19 protein-coding genes and 1 pseudogene are annotated in these 23,663 nt (G+C 41.7%); 17 read left to right on the forward strand and 3 right to left on the reverse strand.

Features of this window, described 5'->3' with window-relative positions:
* Positions 1-205 precede the first annotated feature (205 nt).
* The 4 genes from AB1K80_RS10525 to AB1K80_RS10540 are packed head-to-tail and all read left to right on the forward strand — an operon-like array spanning position 206 to position 4,008.
* Positions 206-961 carry a LamB/YcsF family protein gene (locus AB1K80_RS10525; protein ID WP_412856575.1) on the forward strand — a complete coding sequence of 252 codons (756 nt, stop codon included), beginning with the start codon at positions 206-208 and terminating at the stop codon, positions 959-961.
* 29 nt (positions 962-990) lie between these two features.
* Positions 991-2,208, forward strand: a complete 1,218-nt coding sequence (locus AB1K80_RS10530) for an NRAMP family divalent metal transporter (RefSeq protein WP_412856576.1) — start codon at positions 991-993, stop codon at positions 2,206-2,208.
* A 43-nt stretch (positions 2,209-2,251) separates the two neighbouring features.
* Entirely contained in the window at positions 2,252-2,998 is a 747-nt protein-coding gene (gene pxpB / locus AB1K80_RS10535) for a 5-oxoprolinase subunit PxpB (protein WP_412856577.1), read from the forward strand.
* Positions 2,995-4,008 carry a biotin-dependent carboxyltransferase family protein gene (locus tag AB1K80_RS10540; RefSeq protein WP_412856578.1) on the forward strand — a complete coding sequence of 338 codons (1,014 nt, stop codon included), beginning with the start codon at positions 2,995-2,997 and terminating at the stop codon, positions 4,006-4,008. Before pxpB ends, AB1K80_RS10540 begins: the two co-directional genes overlap by 4 nt.
* Positions 4,009-4,070: 62 nt before the next feature.
* Here AB1K80_RS10540 and AB1K80_RS10545 read toward each other — a convergent pair whose 3' ends face one another.
* Positions 4,071-4,706, reverse strand: coding sequence for an FMN-dependent NADH-azoreductase (locus tag AB1K80_RS10545; RefSeq protein WP_412856579.1), 636 nt, complete (start codon positions 4,704-4,706; stop codon positions 4,071-4,073).
* Between the two features lie 412 nt (positions 4,707-5,118).
* On the opposite strand from AB1K80_RS10545, the gene AB1K80_RS10550 reads away from it, so the two are divergent.
* Entirely contained in the window at positions 5,119-5,751 is a 633-nt protein-coding gene (locus AB1K80_RS10550; protein ID WP_412856580.1) for a GDSL-type esterase/lipase family protein, read from the forward strand.
* A gap of 273 nt (positions 5,752-6,024) precedes the next feature.
* On the forward strand, positions 6,025-8,112 hold the full coding sequence (locus AB1K80_RS10555) for a BglG family transcription antiterminator (RefSeq protein WP_412856581.1): 2,088 nt from the start codon (positions 6,025-6,027) through the stop codon (positions 8,110-8,112).
* Between the two features lie 16 nt (positions 8,113-8,128).
* On the opposite strand, the gene AB1K80_RS10560 is transcribed toward AB1K80_RS10555, so the two are convergent.
* Positions 8,129-8,740 carry a class I SAM-dependent methyltransferase gene (locus tag AB1K80_RS10560; protein WP_412856582.1) on the reverse strand — a complete coding sequence of 204 codons (612 nt, stop codon included), beginning with the start codon at positions 8,738-8,740 and terminating at the stop codon, positions 8,129-8,131.
* A gap of 158 nt (positions 8,741-8,898) precedes the next feature.
* Here AB1K80_RS10560 and AB1K80_RS10565 point away from each other — a divergent pair, with 158 nt between their 5' ends.
* Positions 8,899-9,768, forward strand: a complete 870-nt coding sequence (locus tag AB1K80_RS10565; RefSeq protein WP_412856583.1) for an SDR family oxidoreductase — start codon at positions 8,899-8,901, stop codon at positions 9,766-9,768.
* Between the two features lie 135 nt (positions 9,769-9,903).
* Positions 9,904-10,326, forward strand: coding sequence for a pyridoxamine 5'-phosphate oxidase family protein (locus AB1K80_RS10570; protein WP_412856584.1), 423 nt, complete (start codon positions 9,904-9,906; stop codon positions 10,324-10,326).
* 824 nt (positions 10,327-11,150) lie between these two features.
* Here AB1K80_RS10570 and AB1K80_RS10575 read toward each other — a convergent pair.
* A complete protein-coding gene (locus AB1K80_RS10575) occupies positions 11,151-11,444 on the reverse strand; it encodes a DUF3817 domain-containing protein (protein ID WP_412856585.1) in 294 nt (97 codons plus the stop codon).
* Positions 11,445-11,699: 255 nt separating this feature from the next.
* On the opposite strand from AB1K80_RS10575, the gene AB1K80_RS10580 reads away from it, so the two are divergent.
* The 9 genes and pseudogenes from AB1K80_RS10580 to AB1K80_RS10620 form a co-directional block, all read left to right on the forward strand.
* Positions 11,700-13,886 (forward strand): DNA topoisomerase III, encoded by a 2,187-nt coding sequence (locus AB1K80_RS10580; protein WP_412856586.1) that lies wholly within the window; start codon positions 11,700-11,702, stop codon positions 13,884-13,886.
* A gap of 196 nt (positions 13,887-14,082) precedes the next feature.
* Positions 14,083-15,165: a glycosyl hydrolase family 8 gene (locus tag AB1K80_RS10585; protein ID WP_412856587.1), complete on the forward strand. Its 1,083-nt coding sequence runs from the start codon at positions 14,083-14,085 to the stop codon at positions 15,163-15,165.
* Complete coding sequence (locus tag AB1K80_RS10590; protein ID WP_412856588.1) at positions 15,146-15,997, forward strand: GGDEF domain-containing protein; 852 nt, start codon at positions 15,146-15,148, stop codon at positions 15,995-15,997. The genes AB1K80_RS10585 and AB1K80_RS10590 overlap by 20 nt, the downstream gene beginning before the upstream one ends.
* Positions 15,987-17,702 carry a DUF2334 domain-containing protein gene (locus tag AB1K80_RS10595; protein ID WP_412856589.1) on the forward strand — a complete coding sequence of 572 codons (1,716 nt, stop codon included), beginning with the start codon at positions 15,987-15,989 and terminating at the stop codon, positions 17,700-17,702. The genes AB1K80_RS10590 and AB1K80_RS10595 overlap by 11 nt, the downstream gene beginning before the upstream one ends.
* Before the next feature lie 37 nt (positions 17,703-17,739).
* Positions 17,740-18,966: a glycosyltransferase family 2 protein gene (locus AB1K80_RS10600; protein ID WP_412856593.1), complete on the forward strand. Its 1,227-nt coding sequence runs from the start codon at positions 17,740-17,742 to the stop codon at positions 18,964-18,966.
* Positions 18,967-18,970: 4 nt separating this feature from the next.
* Positions 18,971-21,079 (forward strand): cellulose biosynthesis cyclic di-GMP-binding regulatory protein BcsB, encoded by a 2,109-nt coding sequence (locus AB1K80_RS10605; RefSeq protein ID WP_412856590.1) that lies wholly within the window; start codon positions 18,971-18,973, stop codon positions 21,077-21,079.
* Positions 21,080-21,239: 160 nt separating this feature from the next.
* Positions 21,240-21,349, forward strand: a pseudogene (locus AB1K80_RS10610) (hypothetical protein); the annotation flags it as partial.
* Positions 21,350-21,419: 70 nt separating this feature from the next.
* On the forward strand, positions 21,420-23,141 hold the full coding sequence (locus tag AB1K80_RS10615; protein ID WP_412856591.1) for a pyruvate oxidase: 1,722 nt from the start codon (positions 21,420-21,422) through the stop codon (positions 23,139-23,141).
* A 235-nt stretch (positions 23,142-23,376) separates the two neighbouring features.
* Positions 23,377-23,663: T7SS effector LXG polymorphic toxin (locus AB1K80_RS10620; RefSeq protein ID WP_412856592.1), on the forward strand; the 287-nt coding region annotated here is incomplete at its 3' end.

Here is a 23,663-nt window from a genome sequence, read left to right on the forward strand (position 1 = left end):
ATTGGTCGCAAGAAGGCAAGCCATCAATCATGGCATATCAATGAAGAAGCGAGAAGGTGATGACCTCTCGCTTTTTTCCATTCGCCTAGTTCGTTTGTTCTGTTTTCTTCGCATTCAATTTTTAGTCGATTCAAAATTGGTATAATCAATATTATTCGAATATTCAGATGTTTTATTCCGTCTGATACTAACGAGGAGGGGTCCTATGTATCAAGTCGATATCAACTGTGATTTGGGAGAAAGCTTTGGTGCGTACACAATCGGGTCAGATGAACAAATTCTTGAATATGTCACCTCAGCCAATATCGCCTGCGGTTTTCATGCAGGAGATCCAACTGTCATGAGAAGAACGGTGAGAATGGCGCTGGACAAAGGAGTGCGAATTGGTGCACATCCAGGTCTCCAAGATTTGGTCGGTTTTGGTAGACGTCCGATGGCGATCTCGCCAGAAGAGGCGTATGACCTTGTCATCTATCAAATTGGCGCTTTAGCAGCTTTTCTCAAAGCAGAAGGTGGCAAGATGCAACATGTCAAACCACATGGCGCGCTCTATAACATGGCAGCAAAAAATGCGGAGTTATCTGAGTTTATTGCGAAGGCTGTGTATGATGTTGACCCGAATCTAATACTTTACGGATTGTCGGGCAGTGAGCTGGCTTTAGCTGGTGAAAAAATCGGGTTACAGGTGGCGCATGAAGTCTTTTCTGATCGTACGTATCAGGCAGATGGGACACTTACCTCTCGCCGCGAACCTCGTGCACTCATTGAAGATGATGAAATGGCTGTACAACAAGTCATTCGGATGGTCAAAGAAGGAAAGGTACATACGATTCAAGGGGAAGACCTTTCATTGAAAGCAGATACGATCTGTATTCATGGTGACGGGAGCCACGCGCTTCAATTTGCGAAAACCATTACAGCCAAACTGAAACTAGCCAACATCCACATTCAAGCCTTCTAATAGAAATCGGCATCAAAGGGGGAAGCTGCATGAAAACAAGGAAAGATCGTCAATTGAAGGCATCAAAGGGGAACCGTTCCATGCTGATGGGGGCAGCCTTTTTAATGGCCACATCTGCCATTGGACCAGGATTTTTAACACAAACGACTGTATTCACACAGCAACTAGCAGCGAGTTTTGGCTTTGTGATTTTGATTTCGATTCTGTTAGATATTTTTGCACAAACCAATGTATGGCGAATCATTGCTGTATCCGAAAAGCGAGGTCAAGAGATCGCAAACATGGTACTTCCGGGTCTCGGTTATGTTTTAGCGACCTTCATTGTCCTAGGTGGACTTGCCTTTAATATTGGGAATATTGCAGGAGCGGGGCTCGGATTTCAGGTGATCTTCGGTGTCGATCCTCGCATAGGTGCGGGAATCAGTGCAGTTATTGCGATACTTATTTTTGTCATCAAAGAAGCAGGAAAAGCAATGGATCGATTCACGCAGGTAGCGGGTTTTGTCATGATTGGACTGATGTTATATGTTGCGATATCGACAGCTCCACCTGTAGGAGAGGCCGCAATGAGAACGGTCGTCCCAGAGAGAATCGATATCCTAGCCATTGTGACCCTTGTGGGCGGGACCGTTGGTGGATACATCGTCTTTGCTGGCGGTCACCGCTTGCTTGATGCAGGGATAAAGGGGAAAGAGTCACTTCCTCGAGTCACAAAAAGCTCTATCTTCGGTATTTTGATTACGTCTGTGATGCGTGTCGCCTTATTTCTGGCGGTTCTTGGGGTTGTCTCAAAAGGTCTACAAATTGATCCGTCCAATCCTCCAGCCTCTGTATTTCAGCTAGCATTAGGAAACGCTGGATATAAAATGTTCGGAATTATTATGTGGGCGGCGGCCATTACGTCTGTGATTGGAGCGGCATATACATCTGTTTCATTCTTTAAAACCTTCTCGCCGAAAATTGAGCAAAATCAACGCGGAATCATCATCGGTTTTATTGCCATATCAACTATTTGTTTTATGACCATTGGAAGACCTGTGAGCATTTTGATTTTGGTCGGTGCAATCAATGCGTTGATTTTGCCAATTGCGCTTGGAACATTGCTAATTGCCGCCTATAAAAAGGAGATTGTTGGTGACTATCGACATCCACTCTTTTTAACCGTAACAGGTGCATTTGTTGTCGTTGTGATGGCCATCATGGGCGGATATACCTTGATGAATGAAATCCCAAAACTATGGAGTTGATCCATTTGAGAAGATCAACCATGAGAAAGAGAGGTGTTCTCAAGTGGCATTTTCAAACAAAGAGGAATCGATTACTTTTCACCCGCTCGGAGATGCGGCGATCGTCATTCAAGCAGGTGATGACATCTGTGAAGATACTCATGAGCGCGTTCAACATATTTTTGCCTGTATTGAACAGCACCCATTTCAAGGATACGTTGAAGCTGTTCAGGCCTTTACGAATGTGACGGTATTTTACGAGCCTTATACAGTGTATCAATGTGCACATCTGCATCAGAATGCTATAACTCCATATGAATGGGTCAAAGCCTATCTGGAGGAGTTACTTGCAGCCAATGGGAATATGAAGCGTGGGGAAAAGCGGCGTACAGTCCAGATTCCTGTATGCTACGGTGGGGTGTATGGCCCTGATTTAGAGGAGGTAGCCAGGATCAACGGTCTGACACCAGAAGAAGTGATACGTATCCATACCACTGGCACATATCTTGTCTATATGATTGGATTTGCTCCAGGGTTTCCTTTCTTAGGAGGGTTATCCGATCAAATTGCAACGCCGCGGAAGGATACGCCTAGAATGTCCATTCCAAAAGGATCGGTAGGTATTGCGGGGAAGCAGACGGGTGTTTACCCCATCTCGACACCAGGAGGCTGGCAGCTCATTGGACAGACGTCGCTCTCCTTATTTCGTCCTCACCGGCAGACACCAAGCCTTCTGAAAGCAGGCGATCAAGTGAGGTTTGTCCAAATTTCCGAGAAGGAATTTTCCAGTATGAAGGAGGGAGAGCATTGAGTTTGCATGTCGTCAAACCAGGGATGTTCACAACCATCCAAGATCAAGGACGAAGGGGTTATCAAAAATATGGCGTCTTAACGAGTGGCGGCATGGATCAGCTCTCCCTCAGGATCGCCAATATTCTTACCGGTAATGACGAAGGTGAAGCTGTACTGGAAATCACATTGATGGGGACAGGCCCTGTTTTCACTTCTCAAACAGATCAACTGATTGCCGTGACCGGTGCAGATGTGAAGGTAGACATTGATGGTGAGTCAGCACCTCTATGGAAACCACTCTTCATTCGATCAGGAAGCACCATCACCTTCGGACTTTGTAAACGAGGTTGCCGGGCATATCTAGCAGTGGCGGGCGGAATTGATGTAGAGCCAGTGATGAAAAGTAAAAGTACTTATGTAAGAGCGGAAATCGGTGGACTGAAAGGACGACCACTTGAAAAAGGAGATGAACTCACCATTGGGAAGCCATCATCAATAGCGAATGGCTTATGCAACATGCTAAAAAGGAAAAAAAAGCAGACGAGATACCACGCGCCAGATTGGACCGTCAACCATTCTCATTTCTTACCGTTATGGGAGTCACCAGTCATTCGGGTGTTGGCAGGGAAACAGATGCCTTTATTTCGGGAAGATTCCCAGCGTGCCTTTTTCTCACAGCCCTTTCAGGTGACACCACAATCAGATCGGATGGGATGCAGGTTGAAAGGGGAATCCATTCGCTTGAAGGAAAAACGAGAGTTGATTTCTGAAGCAGTGGCATTTGGGTCGATCCAAATTCCCCCTGACGGCCAGCCTATTATCTTGCTGGCGGATCGTCAAACGACTGGAGGGTACCCACGAATTGGGGAGGTGGCGACTGTAGACTTGCCGCTCATTGCACAAGCAATGCCTGGTGCGAGCTTGCACTTTCAACTCGTCGAGCATCATGAAGCTGTGCAAGCACTGATCATGCAAGAAGAAGGATTACGAGAATTGACCGCTAGAGTAAAGTGGGAAGCATTCGTTTAAAAGGAAAACACAAATAAAGAGCCAATGATGAAAGCATCATTGGCTCTTATTTAAACGTTTGATTAGAATGTTTTACCTAAAGCTTTTGCACGTTCAATTGCATCTGCTTTAATTTGTTCTGCTTTCGCAGGCTCAGCATTGTGACCTTCCACAAATAGGCCTTCAAAAGAAGGAATTCCGAAGAAGCTCGCAATTGTGCTAAGGTAACGATGACCCGCTTCAAGTTCAGCAGCTGGACCTTCAGAGTAGTATCCACCACGTGCTTGGATGTGTAATCCTTTTTTGTCTGTTAATAATCCAACAGGACCTTGCTCAGTGTATTTGAATGTTTTACCAGCTACAGCAACAGAGTCGATGTATGCTTTTAGAACTGGTGGGAATGAGAAGTTCCAAAGTGGTGAAACAAATACGTACTTGTCAGCAGAAACGAATTGATCGCTTAGTTCGTTTAGACGGCCAACTTTTGCTTGCTCTTCAGCTGAAAGTGTATCAAAGCCAGAACCAGATTGTAATTTGCCCCATCCAGCGAATACATCAGCATCGATGTGAGGAATGTTTTCTTTGTACAAGTCGATGTGTACAACCTCGTCACTTGGATTTGCTTCCTTGTAAGATTCGATAAATGCTTTACCAGCAGCCATGCTGTAAGAAACTGTTTCATCATGCGGATGTGCAGTGATGTATAAAACTTTAGCCATGTTTATTCAACCCTTTCAATTCTTTTATTAAAGTGTATCCCAATGGTACACTGAATATGTAGCATCTTTATCATATTGGAATGGTATGAATAGAGATGTAACAAGTGCAGTTACATAAAAACTGACATGTTTATTGTAATCACAAAAAAGTTTGAAGTCAAGGTAAAAAAATCTCGAAATCAAGATAAAAAGGATATACATATTTCTAGAACAGTTTTTATTTTTAAAAAGGCGTTTTTTCACCTCTCTTTTTATTGAACAAAAAATAACGATATATCGCAAGTAAAGAGTTTGTAAATGATCAAAAAACCACCATTTTCAAAAAAGATGAATGCCCCTAGCCATATGCTACAAGCATCTTTGCTCGTTCTTCGTATATATAAGAGAAGGCAGAAGAGAGTGAGGGATAAGAGTGGGACGATCCTATGTTGCGATTGGGGATTCCTTGACAGTTGGGGTGGGGGCGCGTTTATTTGGCGGAGGTTTTGTCGAGCGATATACGGCGATGCTTCAGAAAAGGAGACAGATAGAAGTTGAGACCTCTGTTTTTGCGAAATCTGGTTTAACAACAGAAGAAATCTTTCAGCTATTTAGACGGCCTGATGTGAGATGTGCCATTGCAAAAGCTGATATCATCACCATTACAGGCTGTGGCAACGATCTTGTGCAAGCCATTCAGCAGTATGAAGAGGGAGTAGATGAAAAGAAACTACAACAAGCTTCTATGCACTGTCAGCAAAATTTCAACAGCATGATTCGTGAAATTGCCAATATCAAAAGAGGACAGCATCAGTCATACACCATCTATCTATTGAATTTATATAACCCTTTTCCACATATACCACTAGCCGAGCGGTGGCTCCAGCAATACAATGCACATCTTCGTTTACTAGCAGTCAATCCGCATGTTGAAGTCGTCGAGATAGACCAAGTGTTTAAAGGACACGAAACAGAATACTTATCGATTGATCAATTTCATCCAAATCATAAAGGCTATCAAGCGATAGCGAATGTACTGTTTCAACAATCCGCTAACCAACTGTGACCGAATGGGTTGCAGTTTTTTCTTCTTGATATGAACGTCTTCATTCGTATGTGCTATAACGAAAATGGACAATGTAAAAGGTAGCATCAGAAAGAGATCGTTCGTTGAGTGAACAAGTATATTAGAAGTTTGATTTTCTCCCTTCAAGGATTTGGGTCTTTAATTTTGGCACAGCTCATGTGCCAAAGACAGGTTAACTTATATTTGCTACAATTAGTGAAAGCGTTTTATATTAGTATGACAATTGACCTATGAATACGGAGGGAGTATGTCATGTACATCACGGCACGAGAACAGAAAGTCATCAAGTATATGATTCAACAAAATCGTTATGTCACGATTCGTGAGATAGCCGATTCTGTTCAAGTGAGTACAAGAACAATCCATAGAGAATTAAAATCGATCAAACCGATTTTGGAAAAATACAATCTTTCACTGGATAAACAGCCTGGAAAGGGCTTGAAAACAGTAGGGGAACAAGTGGACAAACATCGTCTTCTCTCTGATTTATCGAATGAAGATCAAATTGAATATAGTTCAGATGAACGCAAGCTGTTGATTTTATGTGCGCTGCTTGAAGCAAAAGAGCCAGTGAAACTCTATACACTGGCAGCTGATCTTCAAGTAACCAATGCCACCATCAGCTACGATTTAGATGAACTGACAGATTGGATCACGCCTTACGGTTTAATGCTCATTAGAAAGCGCGGATATGGCATTGAATTAAAAGGACCAGAGGAAGCAAAACGGAAAATCGTTGGCAACCTAATTGTAGATCAGCTCGATATTCAATTGTTCTTGGAAACGATTGAAATGAATATTAAACATCGAACGAAAGCAACAGAAAAAGTATTTGGCGTTGTGAGCAGAGGCCAGTTACTGAAAGTAGAACGACTGCTCTTCCATTTGAAAAATCGTCTCGCCCTTTCATTGTCTGACAGTGCATATATCGCACTTGTCGTCCATTTAACCTATGCCATCGAACGCATTCAACTAGGTGAAACCATTCGAATGGAAGAAGAAGAGTTACTAGAATTAAAACGAACGAAGGAATTTGAATTGTCAGAGCGAATGGCAAGAGCGCTTGAACGGATGTTTAATGTGGAAATTCCGGAAGCAGAGGTCGGGTATATGACGATTCACTTGCGTAGTGCAAATCGGAGTTATACGACAGAATACCGCATTGAAGAGATTGAGCTCGATATTGCGCTCAGAACAAAAAAGCTGATTGATTTTATTTCAAATAAAACCGGCTATCAATTAAACGAGAATGACTCGTTGTATGAGGGACTTATTTCTCATCTTGAACCCGCAATGAACCGCTTAAAGGAAAAGATGAGGATCTATAATCCGCTGAAACAGCAAATCAAAAAAGATTACTTCTTGCTTTTCATGGCGATCGAAGAAGGTGTCGAGCGTTTCTTTCCAGAGATTGATTTTCCAGAGGATGAAATTGCCTTTCTTGTCCTGCACTTCGGTTCCGTTTTAGAAATTAAAAAGGAAGAAACGAAGATTCACGCATTGGTGGTTTGTTCAAGTGGCATCGGTTCTTCCAAAATGCTCGCATCACGGCTCAAAAAAGAATTGCCGGAGATCGCTCAATTTGAGTTGTCCTCTTTAATAGAATTAAAGGAAATGGATGCCGCCAGCTATGACATGATTGTGTCGACAGTTCCCATCCCATATGAGCACATTGATTACATTTTGGTCAGCCCCCTTTTAAATGAAGACGACGCCAAGCGTGTCAAAGCACATATCAAACGGAAAATCCCTTATATCATAGAGAAAAAAAGAACAAAAGAATCTGCATTTGTGCGGAAGCAAGAAAGTGTTGATATGATCGCGATGGCAGAGCAAGTGACAAGCTACATGTCTGTCATCCGCAGCATCTTGTCTCATTTCACCATTGAGAAAAAAGAGGTAATGACCGATCATGTCGCAACTGTTCACCATCTATTGCATCAGATGGAACAGCAAGGATTCCTTGAACGAGCGGACGAAGTGGCGGCGAGTCTACTTGAACGTGAACAGCAGGGAGGATTAGGGATACCTGATACCGAGTTTGCTCTATTTCACTTAAAACATGAATACATCAAGGAGCCTGTCTTTCATATTTATGATTTCGATCAGGCATACGAGGTGAAAAGCATGGACGGTGGACAGCAGATGATGTCACGAATGATCGTGATGCTTGCGCCATTAGAGCTTGGTAAAGAAGGATCAGAAATGTTTAGTTTAATTAGCTCGTCTATGATTGAAAGTGAAGAAAGCATGGCGCTGTATGGGCATGGAACAAAAGAAGACATCCAGCATAAATTAAACCAGCTCTTCTACCAATTTGTGAAAGAGGCAAAGTGGTGAGGAAAAAGCCGAGGTCTTAATCGACACTCGGCTTTTTTGCTGTGACACAGACAGAGAGGGTCGGGCGCATCTCCTTATATTCAACGGAAGCATGGTCAAAACCAACAAACAATAAGTCATTCAGAATGTGCTCCCCCATCTCTTTTGTTCGATTGGCGTCTGCTCCCTTTTCTCGAGGCTGCATCACAATCACCATCCTCCCGCCGGGCTTTAACGTGTGATAAAGATGTAATAACCCTGCTCTCGGGTCGTCCCAAATCGTGTAATTATTGACAGAAAGCACCTTGTCATACTGGTTCGACGGCAGACGTGTGTTCTCAATTTCCCCAACATATAGGCGGACGTAGCCATTTTGACGTCGTTTTCGAATCTGGTGACGCGCTTGCTCCTGCATCGTAGAAGAGGCATCGAGCCCATCAATGTGAAGATGTTGATAATGCTTGAGCATATACGTCATGCTGTATCCGGGACCATAACCAATCTCCAAAATCTTGTCGCCATCATCCACATCTAAGTGACGGATCGCCCATTGATTTAACGCTTTATTTTCAGTTGCCATAATGAAACCTGCGAGGCTTCCAAACCAGCCCTTCGGTCGACTAAAGGCTTTTGAAATGGTTGATAGCATAATGAAAGCGCTCCTTTTTTAGTCATCTTCTAACCTCTTTTCCACATGTTGAAACATATGAACTAGTTCATCAATTCCACCCAACACATGAAAATGTTTGAGTACGTATGGAAGTGGTAATGAAAGGATACATCAAAAAATAAAGGAGGAGCTTGGACATGGATTTACGTGAATACTTAACAAATGGCATTCCGCGCCAAACACAGGCCAATCAGCCAGGAAGTGAAAGAGAAATGAATCCAGCACCGATTTTTGAGGACGAGTCATATAAAGGATCTGGCAAATTAAAGGGGAAAGTTGCTTTGATTACAGGTGGAGATAGTGGGATTGGACGTGCGGTGTCGGTTGCCTATGCAAAAGAAGGAGCACATGTGGCGATCGTTTACTTAAATGAACATGAAGATGCAGCTGATACGAAAAAACGAATCGAGCAAGAAGGAGTCAAATGTTTAACCATTGCAGGTGATGTTGGTGACGAAGCCTTTTGTGAGAAAGCGGTAGAAAAAACGGTGGAAACTTTTGGAGGACTAGATATCTTAGTAAATAATGCGGCTGAACAACATCCGAAAGAACGAATTCAAGATATCTCAAGTGAACAGCTTCACCAAACTTTTAGAACCAACTTTTACTCCTATTTTTATATGACAAAAAAAGCCCTCGATTATTTAAAGCCAGGGAGCTCAATCATCAATACAACCTCCATTAATCCTTACCGAGGCAATGCGAAGCTGATTGATTACACTGCGACGAAGGGAGCCATTAATGGCTTTACTCGTTCAATGGCACAGTCTCTTGTGAAAGACGGTATTCGAGTAAATGGCGTAGCGCCAGGTCCTATTTGGACGCCACTAATTCCATCAACATTTGATGAAGACAGTGTGGAAGGCTTTGGAGCAGAAACCCCAATGGGAAGACCCGGACAGCCTGTTGAACATGTAGGATGCTATGTATTACTTGCGTCCGATGATTCTTCTTATATGACAGGGCAGACGCTTCATGTCAATGGCGGCTCCTTTATGAATACATGATCATGAGGCTCTTCCAGCTGAAGATAGATCGACAAACGAAAGCCCTCTTTTTGAGAAAAACACATTTGTAGGTTTAATGAATGGATTGTCGTGGAAACCTAGCTGTACGGATGAAATTTGAAGGAGTGAGCATGTATGTCACAAGATGAGTTAAAACAAAAGGTACTTGAACTATTCGATCAACAAAAGGTCGGGACCCTTGCAACAGTTGAACAAGATCGACCCCATACGCGTTATATGACCTTTTATCATGACGGACTCACACTCTATACACCAACGAGCAAAGAAACCCATAAAGCGGACGAAATCAAAAAAAATCCAAATGTCCATATTTTAATTGGATACAGTGGAGAAGGCTTCGGTGACACCTATGCAGAAATTGCAGGAACCGCTACATTAACGGATGATCAAGCTTTGATTGACAAGCTTTGGTCGAAGGAAATGGAGAAATGGTTTAAAGGAAAAGACGACCCAAACCTTGTCATTCTAAAGATTGACCCAACTTCCATCCGTTATATGAATGAGGGGAGTCAAACACCAGCAGAATTGACATTGTAACACTTGTGTACTCGAGGGGGATGTGTTATAGTTTTATATTAAGTGTTGAAATAAGCAAATAAATAAAGAAAGTAAACTTTCTTTTTTCTGTAATTTAATGAGAAGCCATTGCGCTTCTATTTTGATAAGAACGAGACGCTGTCAAAGCGAACAAACTTATTCTTTTCCTTCTGCACCGCCCCCTATAAAAAGCGGAAGAATGGAAAAAAGACGTTTTTGATTTACAATTCACACTGGCACGGCTTAGGAGCCGTAAGGACGAATGAGAGGTAGGGCTTTCGTTGTCTTGTTATCCAGAACTTCCATGGCGTTTACTTTCAAACGTAGGTTCATTCGGAACACATATGACACACTGATATGATCGAATCTTGATTCATCCCATTTTCTATGAAAATGACGATCACTATTTATTTGCATAAAAGAAGCAGGCTGCCAACAATGTTGGCAGCCTTTTTGTTTTATCTTTTTTTGATTTTTAAGCCAAATCATCCAAATGAAGAATGATGCAAGGACACAAGCGATCAATGTGGTTGGTGGTAGCGTGTTCCAGTTAGTGAACCCATGTTTTAAAACAGACATATATAACGTAAATGAAAAATGACAAAAGCAGCCCGCGTTTGAACCACCGAGGCACACGTAACCAAGCTGCTAATATTTTGGAAGAGTACTTATCCAATGATATAACTCCCTTTTTTTAGAATCTGATTGAATTTTATCGAAATGCCCTATTTTTGTAAATGGTGGTTATGAAAGTTATCATCATCTTTAGAAGGCAGCTTCAATCAAAAAACAAGCATTCCATAAAGGGATGCTTGTTTTGTAGACTATTTTGTATCGAATTTGCGAAGCGCCTTATCGTACGCGAAATTGCCGAAAGGAATGAAGGCTGCAAAGAACCCAGCTACTGACCATTTGAGATGCCATCTCACTTTAAATGTGACATAGGCCAACAAGAGCATATAGATGACAAACAACGCCCCGTGAAGAGAGCCTACAATGGTGACCGCCATCGGAATATTGGCGAAATATTTCAGAGGCATGGCGATGAAAAGAAGGGTTAAAAGAGACATCCCCTCAATAAATCCCGCCTGTCGAAGACGGTTAATACTAGTATGCATAAACAAATCCTCCTGTGTAAAAGCTCGTTTCTTATCTTCTAATATAAACGAAAGTTCCCTGTACATGCAGGAATCTATGAAAAATTCAAAATATGTTCATGTTATGATCTGAAACTTGAAGAAAATATACCCTTTACAATAGGAACGTTAAAATGGAGAGGATGTGTGGTGATCAAATGATGTCCCACCATTAGAACCACATCTTCTCGTCTGCTATAATAAAAGGATGGATAAAAGAAAGTGATGTGAAACCTAGTGTCAAAAACAGTTGTATTAGCAGAGAAACCTTCAGTAGGTCGTGACCTTGCGCGCGTGCTGAAGTGTCATAAAAAAGGAAATGGCTTTTTGGAAGGCGATCAATACATTGTGACGTGGGCGCTTGGCCATTTGGTCACGCTTGCTGATCCAGAAGGCTACGGGAAAGAGTTTCAGTCTTGGCGCTTAGAGGATTTGCCGATCATTCCAGAACCGCTCAAGCTTGTGGTCATGAAAAAAACAGGCAAACAGTTCCAAGCTGTCAAAGCACAGCTTGCGAGAAAAGATGTCAAAGACATTGTCATTGCGACAGATGCGGGACGTGAAGGAGAGCTTGTAGCGAGATGGATTCTTGAAAAAGCCCATGTGAAGAAACCTTTGAAACGACTATGGATTTCATCTGTCACAGACAAAGCGATTCAAGAAGGCTTCAAACGACTAAAAGATGGTAGAGAATACGATAACTTGTATCGGTCAGCCGTTGCACGAGCAGAGGCAGACTGGATCGTAGGAATCAACGCGACGAGAGCGCTGACGACAAAGTTTAACGCACAATTATCTTGTGGTCGTGTGCAAACACCGACTGTTGCTATGATTGCAAAAAGGGAAGAGGACATCCAACAGTTTCAGCCAAAACCGTTTTATGGCCTCACCGCACAGGTGGAAGGTCTCACTTTGACATGGCAGGATGCCAAAACGAAGCAAAGCCGCACGTTTCAAGAGGGACTAATCAAAGAACGACTGGCAACCTGTAAAGGAAAACCGGCCGTGATCGAGGCTTTGAAAAAAACAGCTAAAAAAGCTTTTGCACCAGGGTTATATGACCTCACAGAATTACAACGTGATGCCCATAAGCGCTATGGCTTCTCCGCAAAGGAAACCTTATCTACTCTCCAGCGGTTGTATGAGCAGCATAAGCTCGTCACGTATCCGCGGACAGATTCGCGATTTATTTCAGCTGACATCGTGCCAACATTAAAGGATCGATTAAAAGGGATGAATGTTAGACCGTATGCCCAGCATGTGAATCGCATCATGCAATCAGGAATTAAAGCGCATAAAGGTTTTGTCAACGATGCCAAAGTATCGGATCACCATGCCATTATCCCAACGGAAGAAGAATTGTACCCTGGCGCATTAAGTGACAAAGAACGAAAATTATACGATCTAATTGCGAAACGATTCCTTGCTGTGCTCATGCAGCCTTTTGAGTACGAGGAAACAACTGTGATCGCCAAAATAGGGAATGAAACGTTTACAGCGAAAGGGAAAACCGTCCAATCAGCTGGCTGGAAAGCGGTATACGATGATTCCTACGAGGACGAGGAAGCAGGCGAAACAGATCAGAACCTACCTGCACTGACAGAGGGACAATCTCTTGAAGTACGGATGCTGAAAGAAACAAAAGGAGAAACAAAGCCGCCGGCTCGATTTAATGAAGGGACGCTATTATCTGCGATGGAAAACCCAGCTGCTTTTATGCAGAACCAAGAGAAGGATCTAGTGAAAACCCTTGGGGAAACAGGTGGTTTAGGCACAGTCGCAACAAGAGCGGACATCATCGAAAAGCTCTTTAACAGTTTCTTGATTGAGAAAAAAGGCAAAGACATCTTCATCACATCTAAAGGAAAACAACTGCTCTCCTTAGTACCTGAAGATTTAAAGTCTCCTGCGCTAACAGCGGAATGGGAACAAAAGCTATCAAAAATCGCAAAAGGTCAATTGAAGGCTTCTCAATTCATGAGTGAAATGAAAGCATATGCGAAACAAGCGGTAACTGAAATCAAACAGACGAACCAAACATTTAAGCATGATAATATCACAGGCACACATTGCCCTGACTGCGGAAAACTCATGCTGAAGGTGAACGGAAAGAATGGCACGATGCTCGTCTGCCAAGACAGAGAATGTGGACATCGTAAAAATGTAGCAAAGAAAACAAATGCCCGTTGCCCGAACTGTCATAAAAAACTCGAGTTGCGTGGAGAGGGCGATGGCAAAATATTTGCTTGTGTCTGTGGTCATCGAGAGAAACTGTCTGTCTTTGAAAAGCGCAAATCACAATCCAATCAAAAACGAGCGAGCAAGCACGATGTCTCTAAATATTTGAAGAAACAAAACAAATCGGATGAGCCAATCAATAACGCACTGGCTGAACAATTAAAGAAACTAAAGTTAGATCAATAGGTATGTAAAAACCCATGCGAATTCGCATGGGTTTTTGAATATCATCAAACATCATGATAAATCGATAGCCTAAAGTAGGAATAAAGTTATAAAAAGAATTGTGCTTTGGTAGTAAATATTTATTTCAATTTTAATGGAAACACACTATAATGAAACGTTGAATGCAAAGAGATCAATGAGATGAAAGGGGAAACGAATGGATAAATCCATACATCGTACATCTATTGTCCTATTACTCATGATTCTTCTCGGTGGTTGTCAGTGGAAGCATCAAGAAGAGCCAGCTCGACCAGAATCAGCACAGCCAGTCCTAGCTGGAGAATATTTTATCACGCATCATTTAATGACAGAACAAGGGCTGATTCGCACCACTTTTGCAGAGAACCACATCTATTTATCCGAATCACTTGGACTCTGGATGGATTATCTTGTTCGGAAAAAAGATCAATCCACTTTTCATCAACAATTTGACATCATGCACGCACATTTTTTACTTGATCATGGTCTTCTAAGCTGGCAATTAGAATCTCAACAAAAGAGCAAAGTCAATGCTTTGGTCGACGATCTACGTATCGTGACGGCTCTTCAACAAGCAGACCAACTGTGGCAGAATTCAGCATATCGAAACACCGCTGAACAAATTGCCAAAGCAATAAAAGACAAAAACATGTATCAAGGCAGACTGACGGACTATTACGATGCAGCGACAAACCAAACTTCGCACAACATCACACTCTCATATCTCGACCCACTAGCATTGAAAGAATTAGTATCCCTTCGAGTATTCACAGAACAGATGGTCAATGACCAATTATCAATTTTAAAACAAGCACCTCGACAAAAAGGGTTTTTTCCTAAATCTTATGACATAGCGAAAAATAACTATTCATTTGATCAAGAGTTGAACTTAATTGATCAAATCTACACGGCTCTACATGCTGAACATAGTCAGATCGATACTTCCTCCATCATGAAATGGCTCAAAACGACTTTTCATCAAGAAGGAAAGCTTTATGGACGATATGAGCTCAGTACACTGGAACCAACTGTTACGTATGAATCGCCAGCGGTGTATGCGTTGCTGATTTTATACGCGCTCGATCAAAATGAGCGGGATTTTGCAGAAGATGTTTACCATCAAATGAAAACATTACAAATTCAAGATCCGATCAAGCCCCATTACGGTGGATATATGAACGAAAAAGATACACACTCATTTGATAACTTATTGCCTCTTATCGCAGAAAGGGAGCTTTTCAATGAATCGGTTATTCAGTAATACTTATCGGATGTACTATACGCTACTACTCATGATCGCAGGCATCATCCTGTTTGTTGCCTATTTAAACGTTCATGATACAGAGAGTATTTTCATCATTTCACTGACATTTGTCGTCTTAGGATGCGGTATTTTATTTGGCATTTTACCCGCTTTAATTTTGACTTTACTCATCCTTTTCTTTATAGGAAGCACCATGTTCTTTACCGAATTCGGGCAAACGGGTGCATTTTTCTCCAGACAAACATTGCAGAATGTTGTGATATGGGGAGTGGCCATGCTCTTTTTCGCCATTTCGGCAGGAAACCTGCATGAACGAATAAAGGCGATGCGACAACTGATAGAACAACAAAAACAAACCATCAAACAATTTGTCGCAATAGATGCGACAACTGGGTTTGACAATGCTGAGCGAATGAAGCTGGAATTGTCAGAAGAAATAAAGCGGGCGGCACGATATAAACAGCCTTTTGTCTTTATCCTTCTTCATATGCACTACGCCGCAGAATTCAAATCATTGTATGGAGAAAAAGAAATGAATCACCTCTTCCAGCAATTGAGTATGAAAATTCGGGAGAGTGTGAGAGAAACAGATAAGAAATTTCGATTATCAGAAGAACGCATGGGTTTGCTGTTGACCCATACACATGAAGATAACGTCTCCGTCGTTCTTGACAAGCTAAAAGACAAACTGCAAACGCATGTTTTACTCAATGGTCGCCAAGTGACCTTAACATTTCATGTATGCCATTTAATGAGTAGCGAGGTATATCAAACCCCAGTGCAATTTTTAGAAGAACTAGAAAATGAGATGATGATGAATGAACTATAACCCCTTTATAAAAAGCTGTTTGTTGATCGTCCTTCTTTCTGTGTTGTCACTCAAAACCATTGAACCAGTAGATGCCATTACATCAAAGCCCGATACCCTGATCATCTATTCAACAGAAACTGGGGAAATCACGCCGGCTGTTCGCATGCTCGACCTACTTGTCGGCCACGTGTCTAAAAATACGGAGGTTGTCTCTGAAGAAGAGATCACGCTGAAAAAAATCAAGGAAGTTCAACAAGTCATTTATATTGGAGAAGCCAAGAAACGATTATCAAAACAAACAGTGCATGCAATGAACGAATCAAAGCACTTGATCGCAATTGGATATAATGCAAAACAACTCGACCCCTTTTCCAAATTCACGTTTCATCAACAAGGTCATATCAGTCAAATCAAAGGCAAACATGAAACAACTTACCGTCAACTCAACCAGAATATCACCGCATGGACGGTACAAGGCGCAGACAAACAAAATAAGTTTCTATTGAAGAAAAATGAAGAGGACTTGCCATTTGTGGTTCAAACAAAGCATGCGGCTTATATTGGCACTTTAGACGTGTTGAAGCATCACAAGCTATTGGCTGAAATCATTGCGTCTCTCATGCCGAATGCAGATGAAGGGGTCACAAAGTATTTGCGACTCGATGACATCAGTCCAGTGACTGACGAGAAAAAGTTACTTGAACTTGGACAATTTTTAACAGCTCGACATATCCCGTATCTCCTATCGGTCACCCCTACATGGATTGATTCCACAACAGGTGAAGAAGTGACGCTAAGTGATCGTCCTAAGCTTGTACACGTATTGAAACAATTACAAGAAAGTGGCGGAAGTATCATTTTACATGGGTTTAGCCGGACTTACCGAACGGAGGAATCAGGGCAAGGATTTGAATTTTGGGATGCGAAATTCGATCAACCAATCACAACAAGTGAGCCGAACGTAGCGACGATGAAGAGATTGAGAGCGTCTCATTTTCCAAATCAAAAAGCGTATGACACGTATACTCAATCGCTTCAGCAAAAAGAAGCTGTCTACACAGCAGATAAGCTGACAAAAGGGATTGAGCTACTTTCGCAGCAAGGTCTATATCCACTTGCATTTAAGGTGCCACATGATGCCATGTCTCAACACAGCTATCATGTGATATCCCAATTTGTCACCAGCCTCTTTGGTCAGGTGCAGCTCACAGACGAAACGTGGAACATGCGCGGTGAATCCCCATACATAACGACACCAGCAATGCTCCATGGCATGTCCCTATATCCTGAACAGCCAATAGATTCAGCATCAAATCAGAATGATTCACTGTATCAGACTGAACAAATTATTCAATCCATGCAGCACCTTTCATCCTTCACCATGGGGGTCTCTTACCAAGCGGAAGCGGGATTAGAAGGTTTACAAGCTCTGATCACACAGATGGAAGTGATTCCTTCTAGTGAATGGCTCGAATTAAAGAAAACGAGACAATCTGTTCAAACAGAACATGTTCAAATTAAGACAACTGGAGACGGACATATTCAAGTGAAACAATCGAATCTGCCACAAGCCCAAACAGTGAAACGAAGCGGCATGGAAAACTTGCTGCTGATCCTTACAGTGGTCGTCCTGTTATTTATTGTGGCGTTTGCCTTTTACACGCTGTATTTAAGGCTGACAATGAAAAAACGTATCTTTAAGGAGAGGAAATCAGTTGGCTGATGTCTTATTTTATTTTTCATTAATACTGATTTGGATCATGCTCCTATATCATATGTTTCTTATGCAAGGTGGTTTTCAGCACTATTTAACGTATGAAAAAGTGCTGCCCAAATGGACGAAACAAGCGAAAGAGCTGCCAACCGTCAGTATTCTGATTCCTGCCCATAATGAAGAAGTGGTCATCCGGCAAACCTTAAAAGCGATGGTCCAGCTATCATACCCAACACATTTACTTGAAATCATTGTGATCAATGACAACTCCAATGACCGCACAGGCGATATCGTACAATCTTTTCATGAGAAATATGATCACGTCCGGATGATTGAAACGAAGCCGCCTTTTGCAGGTAAGGGGAAATCTACTGCACTGAATGAAGGCTTGAAGGCATCTACCGGAGAAATCATTTGCGTGTACGATGCGGATAACATGCCTGAAAAAAAGGCAGTTTACCATTTAGTTCTTGGGCTGTTGAATGATCCGAAAGCAGGCGCTGTCGTCGGGAAATTCAGAGTGATCAACGCAGCCAAAAATCTCCTGACAAAATTCATTAACATTGAAACCATCTGCTTTCAGTGGATGGCGCAGGGCGGGAGATGGAAGTGGTTTGGCATTGCCACAATTCCTGGCACAAACTTCGCGATCCGTCGTCATATCCTAGAAGAGCTTGGCGGTTGGGATGTAAATGCGCTGGCTGAGGACACCGAATTAACCATCCGTGTGTATAACCTTGGATATGTAATTCGTTTTTTCCCTGCTGCCATCACATGGGAGCAAGAACCCGAGACATGGAAGGTCTGGTGGCGACAGAGAACGCGATGGGCCAGGGGCAATCAATATGTTGTCCTCAAATTTTTAAGGCAATTTATGAAGCTGAAACGAAAACGAATGATTTTTGATTTGTTTTATTTTTTCTTCACATATTTCTTGTTTTTCTTCGGGGTACTACTCTCCAATGGCATATTTATCGTCAATTTATTTGTCGATCTTCAGTTATCTGTTGGGACAGTAGCACTCATTCTATGGGGATTGGCATTCTTTCTCTTTTTAACAGAAGTGATGATCACACTAAGCATTGAGAAAACAGAGCTAACCAAACAAAATATTCTCATCGTGGCTCTCATGTATTTCACTTATTCCCAAGTGTGGATCGCACTTGTGGTATATTCCTTATTCGTAGAAACGAAAAGTAGATTATTAAAACAAGAAGTGAAATGGTATAAAACAGAGCGCTACAATCAAAATCAACAAAATAAAAGCGGGTGACAAATTGAAATCGATCAAATGGATCATGCTGATGTTCGCATTATTGCTTGCCGTTCAACCTCTATTCATGGCAGGTGAAGCCATGGCGACATCTAATCAAGTACAAGTGAAAGATGAGTGGATTCGCTCATCAAATGAAAAAGAAGAAACACAACATCTATCAGAAGAGGTTGTCACATTATATGGACAGGAAGATGAAAAGGAATTTTCCTATCAAATTGAAAAAGGAAAAGTAGACTCGAGCATCCTGACGTTAAATATTGAGGCGTCACCATTACTCATCTCACCCTCCTCATTCACCATCATGATTGATGGGGAGATGGTACAAACGATTCCTGTAACGGGGAAAAATCAAAAGAAATCCATTCAAATCAAATTAAACAAATCGCAATTGAAAAAAGGATTTCATCAAGTTCAACTCACTTTTTACGGTGTCTTGAAAGATGGTGTATGCATCAACCAAGAGACACCAGCAAATTGGCTAAAAGTGTATCCTGAAAGTAAACTCACATTTTCCGGTCTCCAAACGGAGAAACTCTCGTTAGATAGCTTCCCATATCCGTTTGTAGAAACAGGTGATCAGAAGCAGGAGACGAATATCGTGCTTCCGAATGAACCGAATGAATCAGAAGTAGAAGCGGCGATCAAGATATACCGAACATTGAAAAATAAGAACCAAAAGGCAGACATGAGACTTCTTCAAGAGAAAGAAGTCCAACAAATCTCACAACCTACCATTGTCGTAGGGGCAAAAGATCAGTGGGATGGACGGATCAAATCTATTATGCAAACAGCAGATATCAAGATCAAAAGAAATCATTTGACATTATCCGTCAGAACCATAGCTTCAAAGAAAAAAGAACAGCCAATGTTATTTGTCACAGCGGAACAACCAAGTATCATCGCTCAAAAAATCAATCTTCTAACTCAACCAGAGCTGTCGGAACAGCTCACGGGAACAGATGTGTTAGTTCAAAAAGTCACAGCCCCATCATCGAAGCCATCTCACCGCATTCATTTAAAAGACTTTGGTGCAGATAATGTCACAGTTGGAGCGAATAAGACAACATCCAATCACTACTATTATCCAAGAGCCTTGATCGTTCATCAAAAATCAGGCGCAAAGCTGAATCTCGTATTAAAAAAATCAGATACAGCAAGCAAAGCAGAGCGTTTAACGGTCATGATCAATGATGAACCGCATGATGTACCATTAACAAAGCTAGGAAACAAAGATGAAAATGGGTTCTATCATGTGTCCATTCCAGTCAATTCTCGAGTTCTTCAAAAAAATGAATATCTCGATTTGCAGTTTGTCACAAGTGGTTTTAAAAACACAGATACTTGTAAAAATACAGATGAAGGTGGCTGGATCTTCATTGATAAGAGCAGCTCTTTCCAGATTTCAGAAGGAACACAAAATCATTCGCCGGACTTAGCAGCATGGCCCCAACCTTTTACTACAAAGGCGCAACAAGGGGAAACACTCATCATCATGCCGGATCAAATTGACGGTCAGATCATGAAACAGATGGCGATGCTCTCTGAATCATTTAGTCAACCAGAAACTGGACAATATCGGATGGTCAAAACGTCGAACGTCACAGATGAACAATTAAAAAACAATGCGCTCATCTGGATTGGTGGCATTCAAGCATTCCCTCTTTTAAAAGAAAAAGCAGGCGAGCTCATTGTGCCAACGGAAAACGGTCAATATGATGTCTCGTCTTTTGGCATGATCAACGAAACAACGGATCGCATTGTCTGGACACAGCCATCGGTTTGGAATGACGAACAAACCATGACTGTATTTTCAGGAATGAAAGCAACTGACGCCCATATTTCAAAGGAAGTCATTCGTTTTCTTCAAACAAATACAGACACTGCGACAATCGCCATAGAGAGTAAAAATGGAGATATGTTTTCAAATTATCAAGCAATAAGTAACGCATTGAGTGATCAACAGAAAGATAAGCAACAAAGCAATCAAGAGTCCTGGATCTACTTTGCATGCATGGCTGTATTGATCGTTTTCGTTGCTGCAATGATCGTTTTCGTTGCTGCAATGATTGTTTATTTTGCACGTAAAAAACGGAAAAAAACAGCTTCATAAACGGTCAAAAGACCATGAAAAATCTCTTACTTTGATGTCAAACGGGTATGATCTTTTTTATAAAAGATCAATCTGTGATTTGAACATAGGCACAGGGGGCAATCTATTGCCTCTGTGTCTTTTTTGGTGACTTTCAAATGTTTTAGTTGATCAATAAAAGGTCATGGTTCTCGTGCCGCAATTCATCCCTAAAAAAAAGTGGCACACCATGCTGCATAATCAGTCTGCCTTTTTATTAAGGCTACGCTTCCGTACCATTTTAAAAAATAGGGTGTGCAAGTTGAAACGTTTGATCAAAAGAATGCGGTGGTATGGAGTAAGAAAAAAGGAGTTTTCTCACATGCCACAAAGAACCGCAGGAAATGAAGTGACAGCATTACTGGAAGATTGGGGCGTGAAACATATTTATGGGATGCCCGGCGATAGTATAAATGAATTGATCGAAGAACTAAGGCATGAATCAAGCCGCATTCAATTCATACAAACGAGACATGAAGAAGTCGCAGCACTTTCTGCAGCTGCAGATGCTAAATTAACCGGTAAACTCGGTGTATGCTTATCCATAGCTGGACCAGGTGCTGTCCACCTATTAAATGGACTATATGATGCAAAAGCAGATGGAGCACCAGTTTTAGCGATTGCTGGTCAGGTCGCATCTAATGAAGTAGGTAGAGACACATTTCAAGAAATCAAATTAGAGCGGATGTTTGACGATGTAGCGGTGTTTAATCAACAAGTTCAAACAGCAGAATCTCTTCCAGATATGTTGAATCAGGCCATCAAAGCAGCTTATACCCATAAAGGCGTCGCCGTTCTCACCGTATCGGATGATTTATTTTCTCAAAAAATCAAACGTAAACCTGCATATACCTCTCCACTTTATGTAGAGGGAGAAGTACAGCCTAAGAAAGATCAATTGTTGAAGGCTGCTCAGCTAATTAATCATGCCAAGAAGCCAGTGATTTTAGCTGGAAAAGGATTAAAACATGCGAAAGAGGAGCTTCTTACCTTTGCTGAAAAAGCTGCAGCACCTATCGTCATTACGCTCCCAGCGAAAGGAGTTGTTCCTGATAGACATCGACTCTTTTTAGGAAACCTAGGTCAAATCGGAACGAAACCAGCATATGAAGCGATGGAAGAATGCGACCTTTTAATCATGCTCGGAACCTCCTTTCCTTATAGAGACTATTTACCGGAGGACACACCTGCCATTCAATTGGATATAAAACCAGATCAAATCGGTAAAAGATATCCTGTAGAAGTCGGAATCGTGAGTGACAGCAAAGTTGGTTTAAAAGAATTGACCTCCTACATTGAATACAAAGAGCAACGGGGCTTTCTTGAAGCTTGTACAGACCATATGATGAAATGGCGAGAAGAAATGGAAAAGGAAAAATCTATTGCAACGTCTCCACTTAAGCCGCAGCAAGTCATTGCTCGATTAGAAGAAGCGGTCGAAGATGATGCCATTCTCTCAGTTGATGTCGGGAATGTGACCGTATGGATGGCACGACATTTCAATATGAAAAAACAAGACTTCATTATTTCTAGCTGGCTTGCAACAATGGGCTGTGGTTTACCTGGGGCCATCTCGGCTAAGTTAAATGAACCCGATCGTCAAGCCATTGCTGTCTGTGGTGATGGAGGCTTTACAATGGTCATGCAAGACTTCGTCACTGCTGTCAAATACCAACTTCCAATTGTTGTCGTGATCTTAAATAACAACAATCTCGGAATGATCGAATATGAACAGCAGGTCAAAGGAAACATCAATTATGGAACAGAGCTAGAAGATATTGACTTTGCGAAGTTCGCAGAAGCATGCGGCGGTTTAGGCATTTCTGTCTCCTCACACGAAGAGCTAGCACCAGCTTTTGATCAAGCACTTCATGCGAAGAAACCCGTTATTATTGATGTAGCGGTAACCAATGAACCACCATTGCCTGGGAAAATCACGTATACACAAGCAGCAGGCTTCAGTAAGTACTTACTGAAAAAGTTCTTTGAAAAAGGTGAGATGGATCTCCCTCCACTCAAGAAAAGCTTGAAACGCTTTTTCTAAAAACAATGACATGAGTCAGTCTTCTGAAAAGAAGACTGGCTTTTTTGTGGTTATCATCAAAAACAATTCTTTTATCACTTGTTTTACTTTCGTTTGAAATGTTTGGAAAATGAATTTATACCTTAAAGACTATTTTTCTGAAGTGTCATAAAAGGTAAAATAGACCTTATGAGTATAATGGAGGGAGTGACTTTTTCTGGGTAAGATACTTGATGCAAAAGCACTAACAAGTGCCATGGATACTAGGAATAAACACTATGAAGAGCTCCGCGAACAAATGGTAGATTTGAAAAAGGCCTTAAAAGGTGTGGCCAAACTCGGTGATGATTTCAAAGGAAAAGGTGCCGATAATATTAAAAGCTTCTATGATGAACTGGCTGGCAATGTGGACACGTTTATTGGTTTCATTGATAAACAAAAAGCTTTTCATCAAGGTGTTTCTGGAACACTGGATGATCTGAATTTTGGCGGTGATACCTTTGTTGAGGAACAATTTTTAGACGACAATGTACACATGGGAAT

Origin of the sequence: Bacillus sp. 179-C3.3 HS (assembly GCF_047229225.1) — a bacterium.
Classification (GTDB): Bacteria; Bacillota; Bacilli; order Bacillales; family Bacillaceae; genus Bacillus.

What these genes read in the sequence shown, in the direction of transcription:
- AB1K80_RS10525 (WP_412856575.1), top strand. Translation starts at nt 206, where the DNA reads ATGTATCAAGTCGATATCAACTGTGATTTGGGAGAAAGCTTTGGTGCG.
- AB1K80_RS10530 (WP_412856576.1), top strand. Translation starts at nt 991, where the DNA reads ATGAAAACAAGGAAAGATCGTCAATTGAAGGCATCAAAGGGGAACCGT.
- AB1K80_RS10545 (WP_412856579.1), bottom strand. Translation starts at nt 4,706, where the DNA reads ATGGCTAAAGTTTTATACATCACTGCACATCCGCATGATGAAACAGTT.
- AB1K80_RS10555 (WP_412856581.1), top strand. Translation starts at nt 6,025, where the DNA reads ATGTACATCACGGCACGAGAACAGAAAGTCATCAAGTATATGATTCAA.
- AB1K80_RS10560 (WP_412856582.1), bottom strand. Translation starts at nt 8,740, where the DNA reads ATGCTATCAACCATTTCAAAAGCCTTTAGTCGACCGAAGGGCTGGTTT.
- AB1K80_RS10565 (WP_412856583.1), top strand. Translation starts at nt 8,899, where the DNA reads ATGGATTTACGTGAATACTTAACAAATGGCATTCCGCGCCAAACACAG.
- AB1K80_RS10570 (WP_412856584.1), top strand. Translation starts at nt 9,904, where the DNA reads ATGTCACAAGATGAGTTAAAACAAAAGGTACTTGAACTATTCGATCAA.
- AB1K80_RS10575 (WP_412856585.1), bottom strand. Translation starts at nt 11,444, where the DNA reads ATGCATACTAGTATTAACCGTCTTCGACAGGCGGGATTTATTGAGGGG.
- AB1K80_RS10585 (WP_412856587.1), top strand. Translation starts at nt 14,083, where the DNA reads ATGGATAAATCCATACATCGTACATCTATTGTCCTATTACTCATGATT.
- AB1K80_RS10590 (WP_412856588.1), top strand. Translation starts at nt 15,146, where the DNA reads ATGAATCGGTTATTCAGTAATACTTATCGGATGTACTATACGCTACTA.
- AB1K80_RS10595 (WP_412856589.1), top strand. Translation starts at nt 15,987, where the DNA reads ATGAACTATAACCCCTTTATAAAAAGCTGTTTGTTGATCGTCCTTCTT.
- AB1K80_RS10600 (WP_412856593.1), top strand. Translation starts at nt 17,740, where the DNA reads ATGCTCCTATATCATATGTTTCTTATGCAAGGTGGTTTTCAGCACTAT.
- AB1K80_RS10615 (WP_412856591.1), top strand. Translation starts at nt 21,420, where the DNA reads ATGCCACAAAGAACCGCAGGAAATGAAGTGACAGCATTACTGGAAGAT.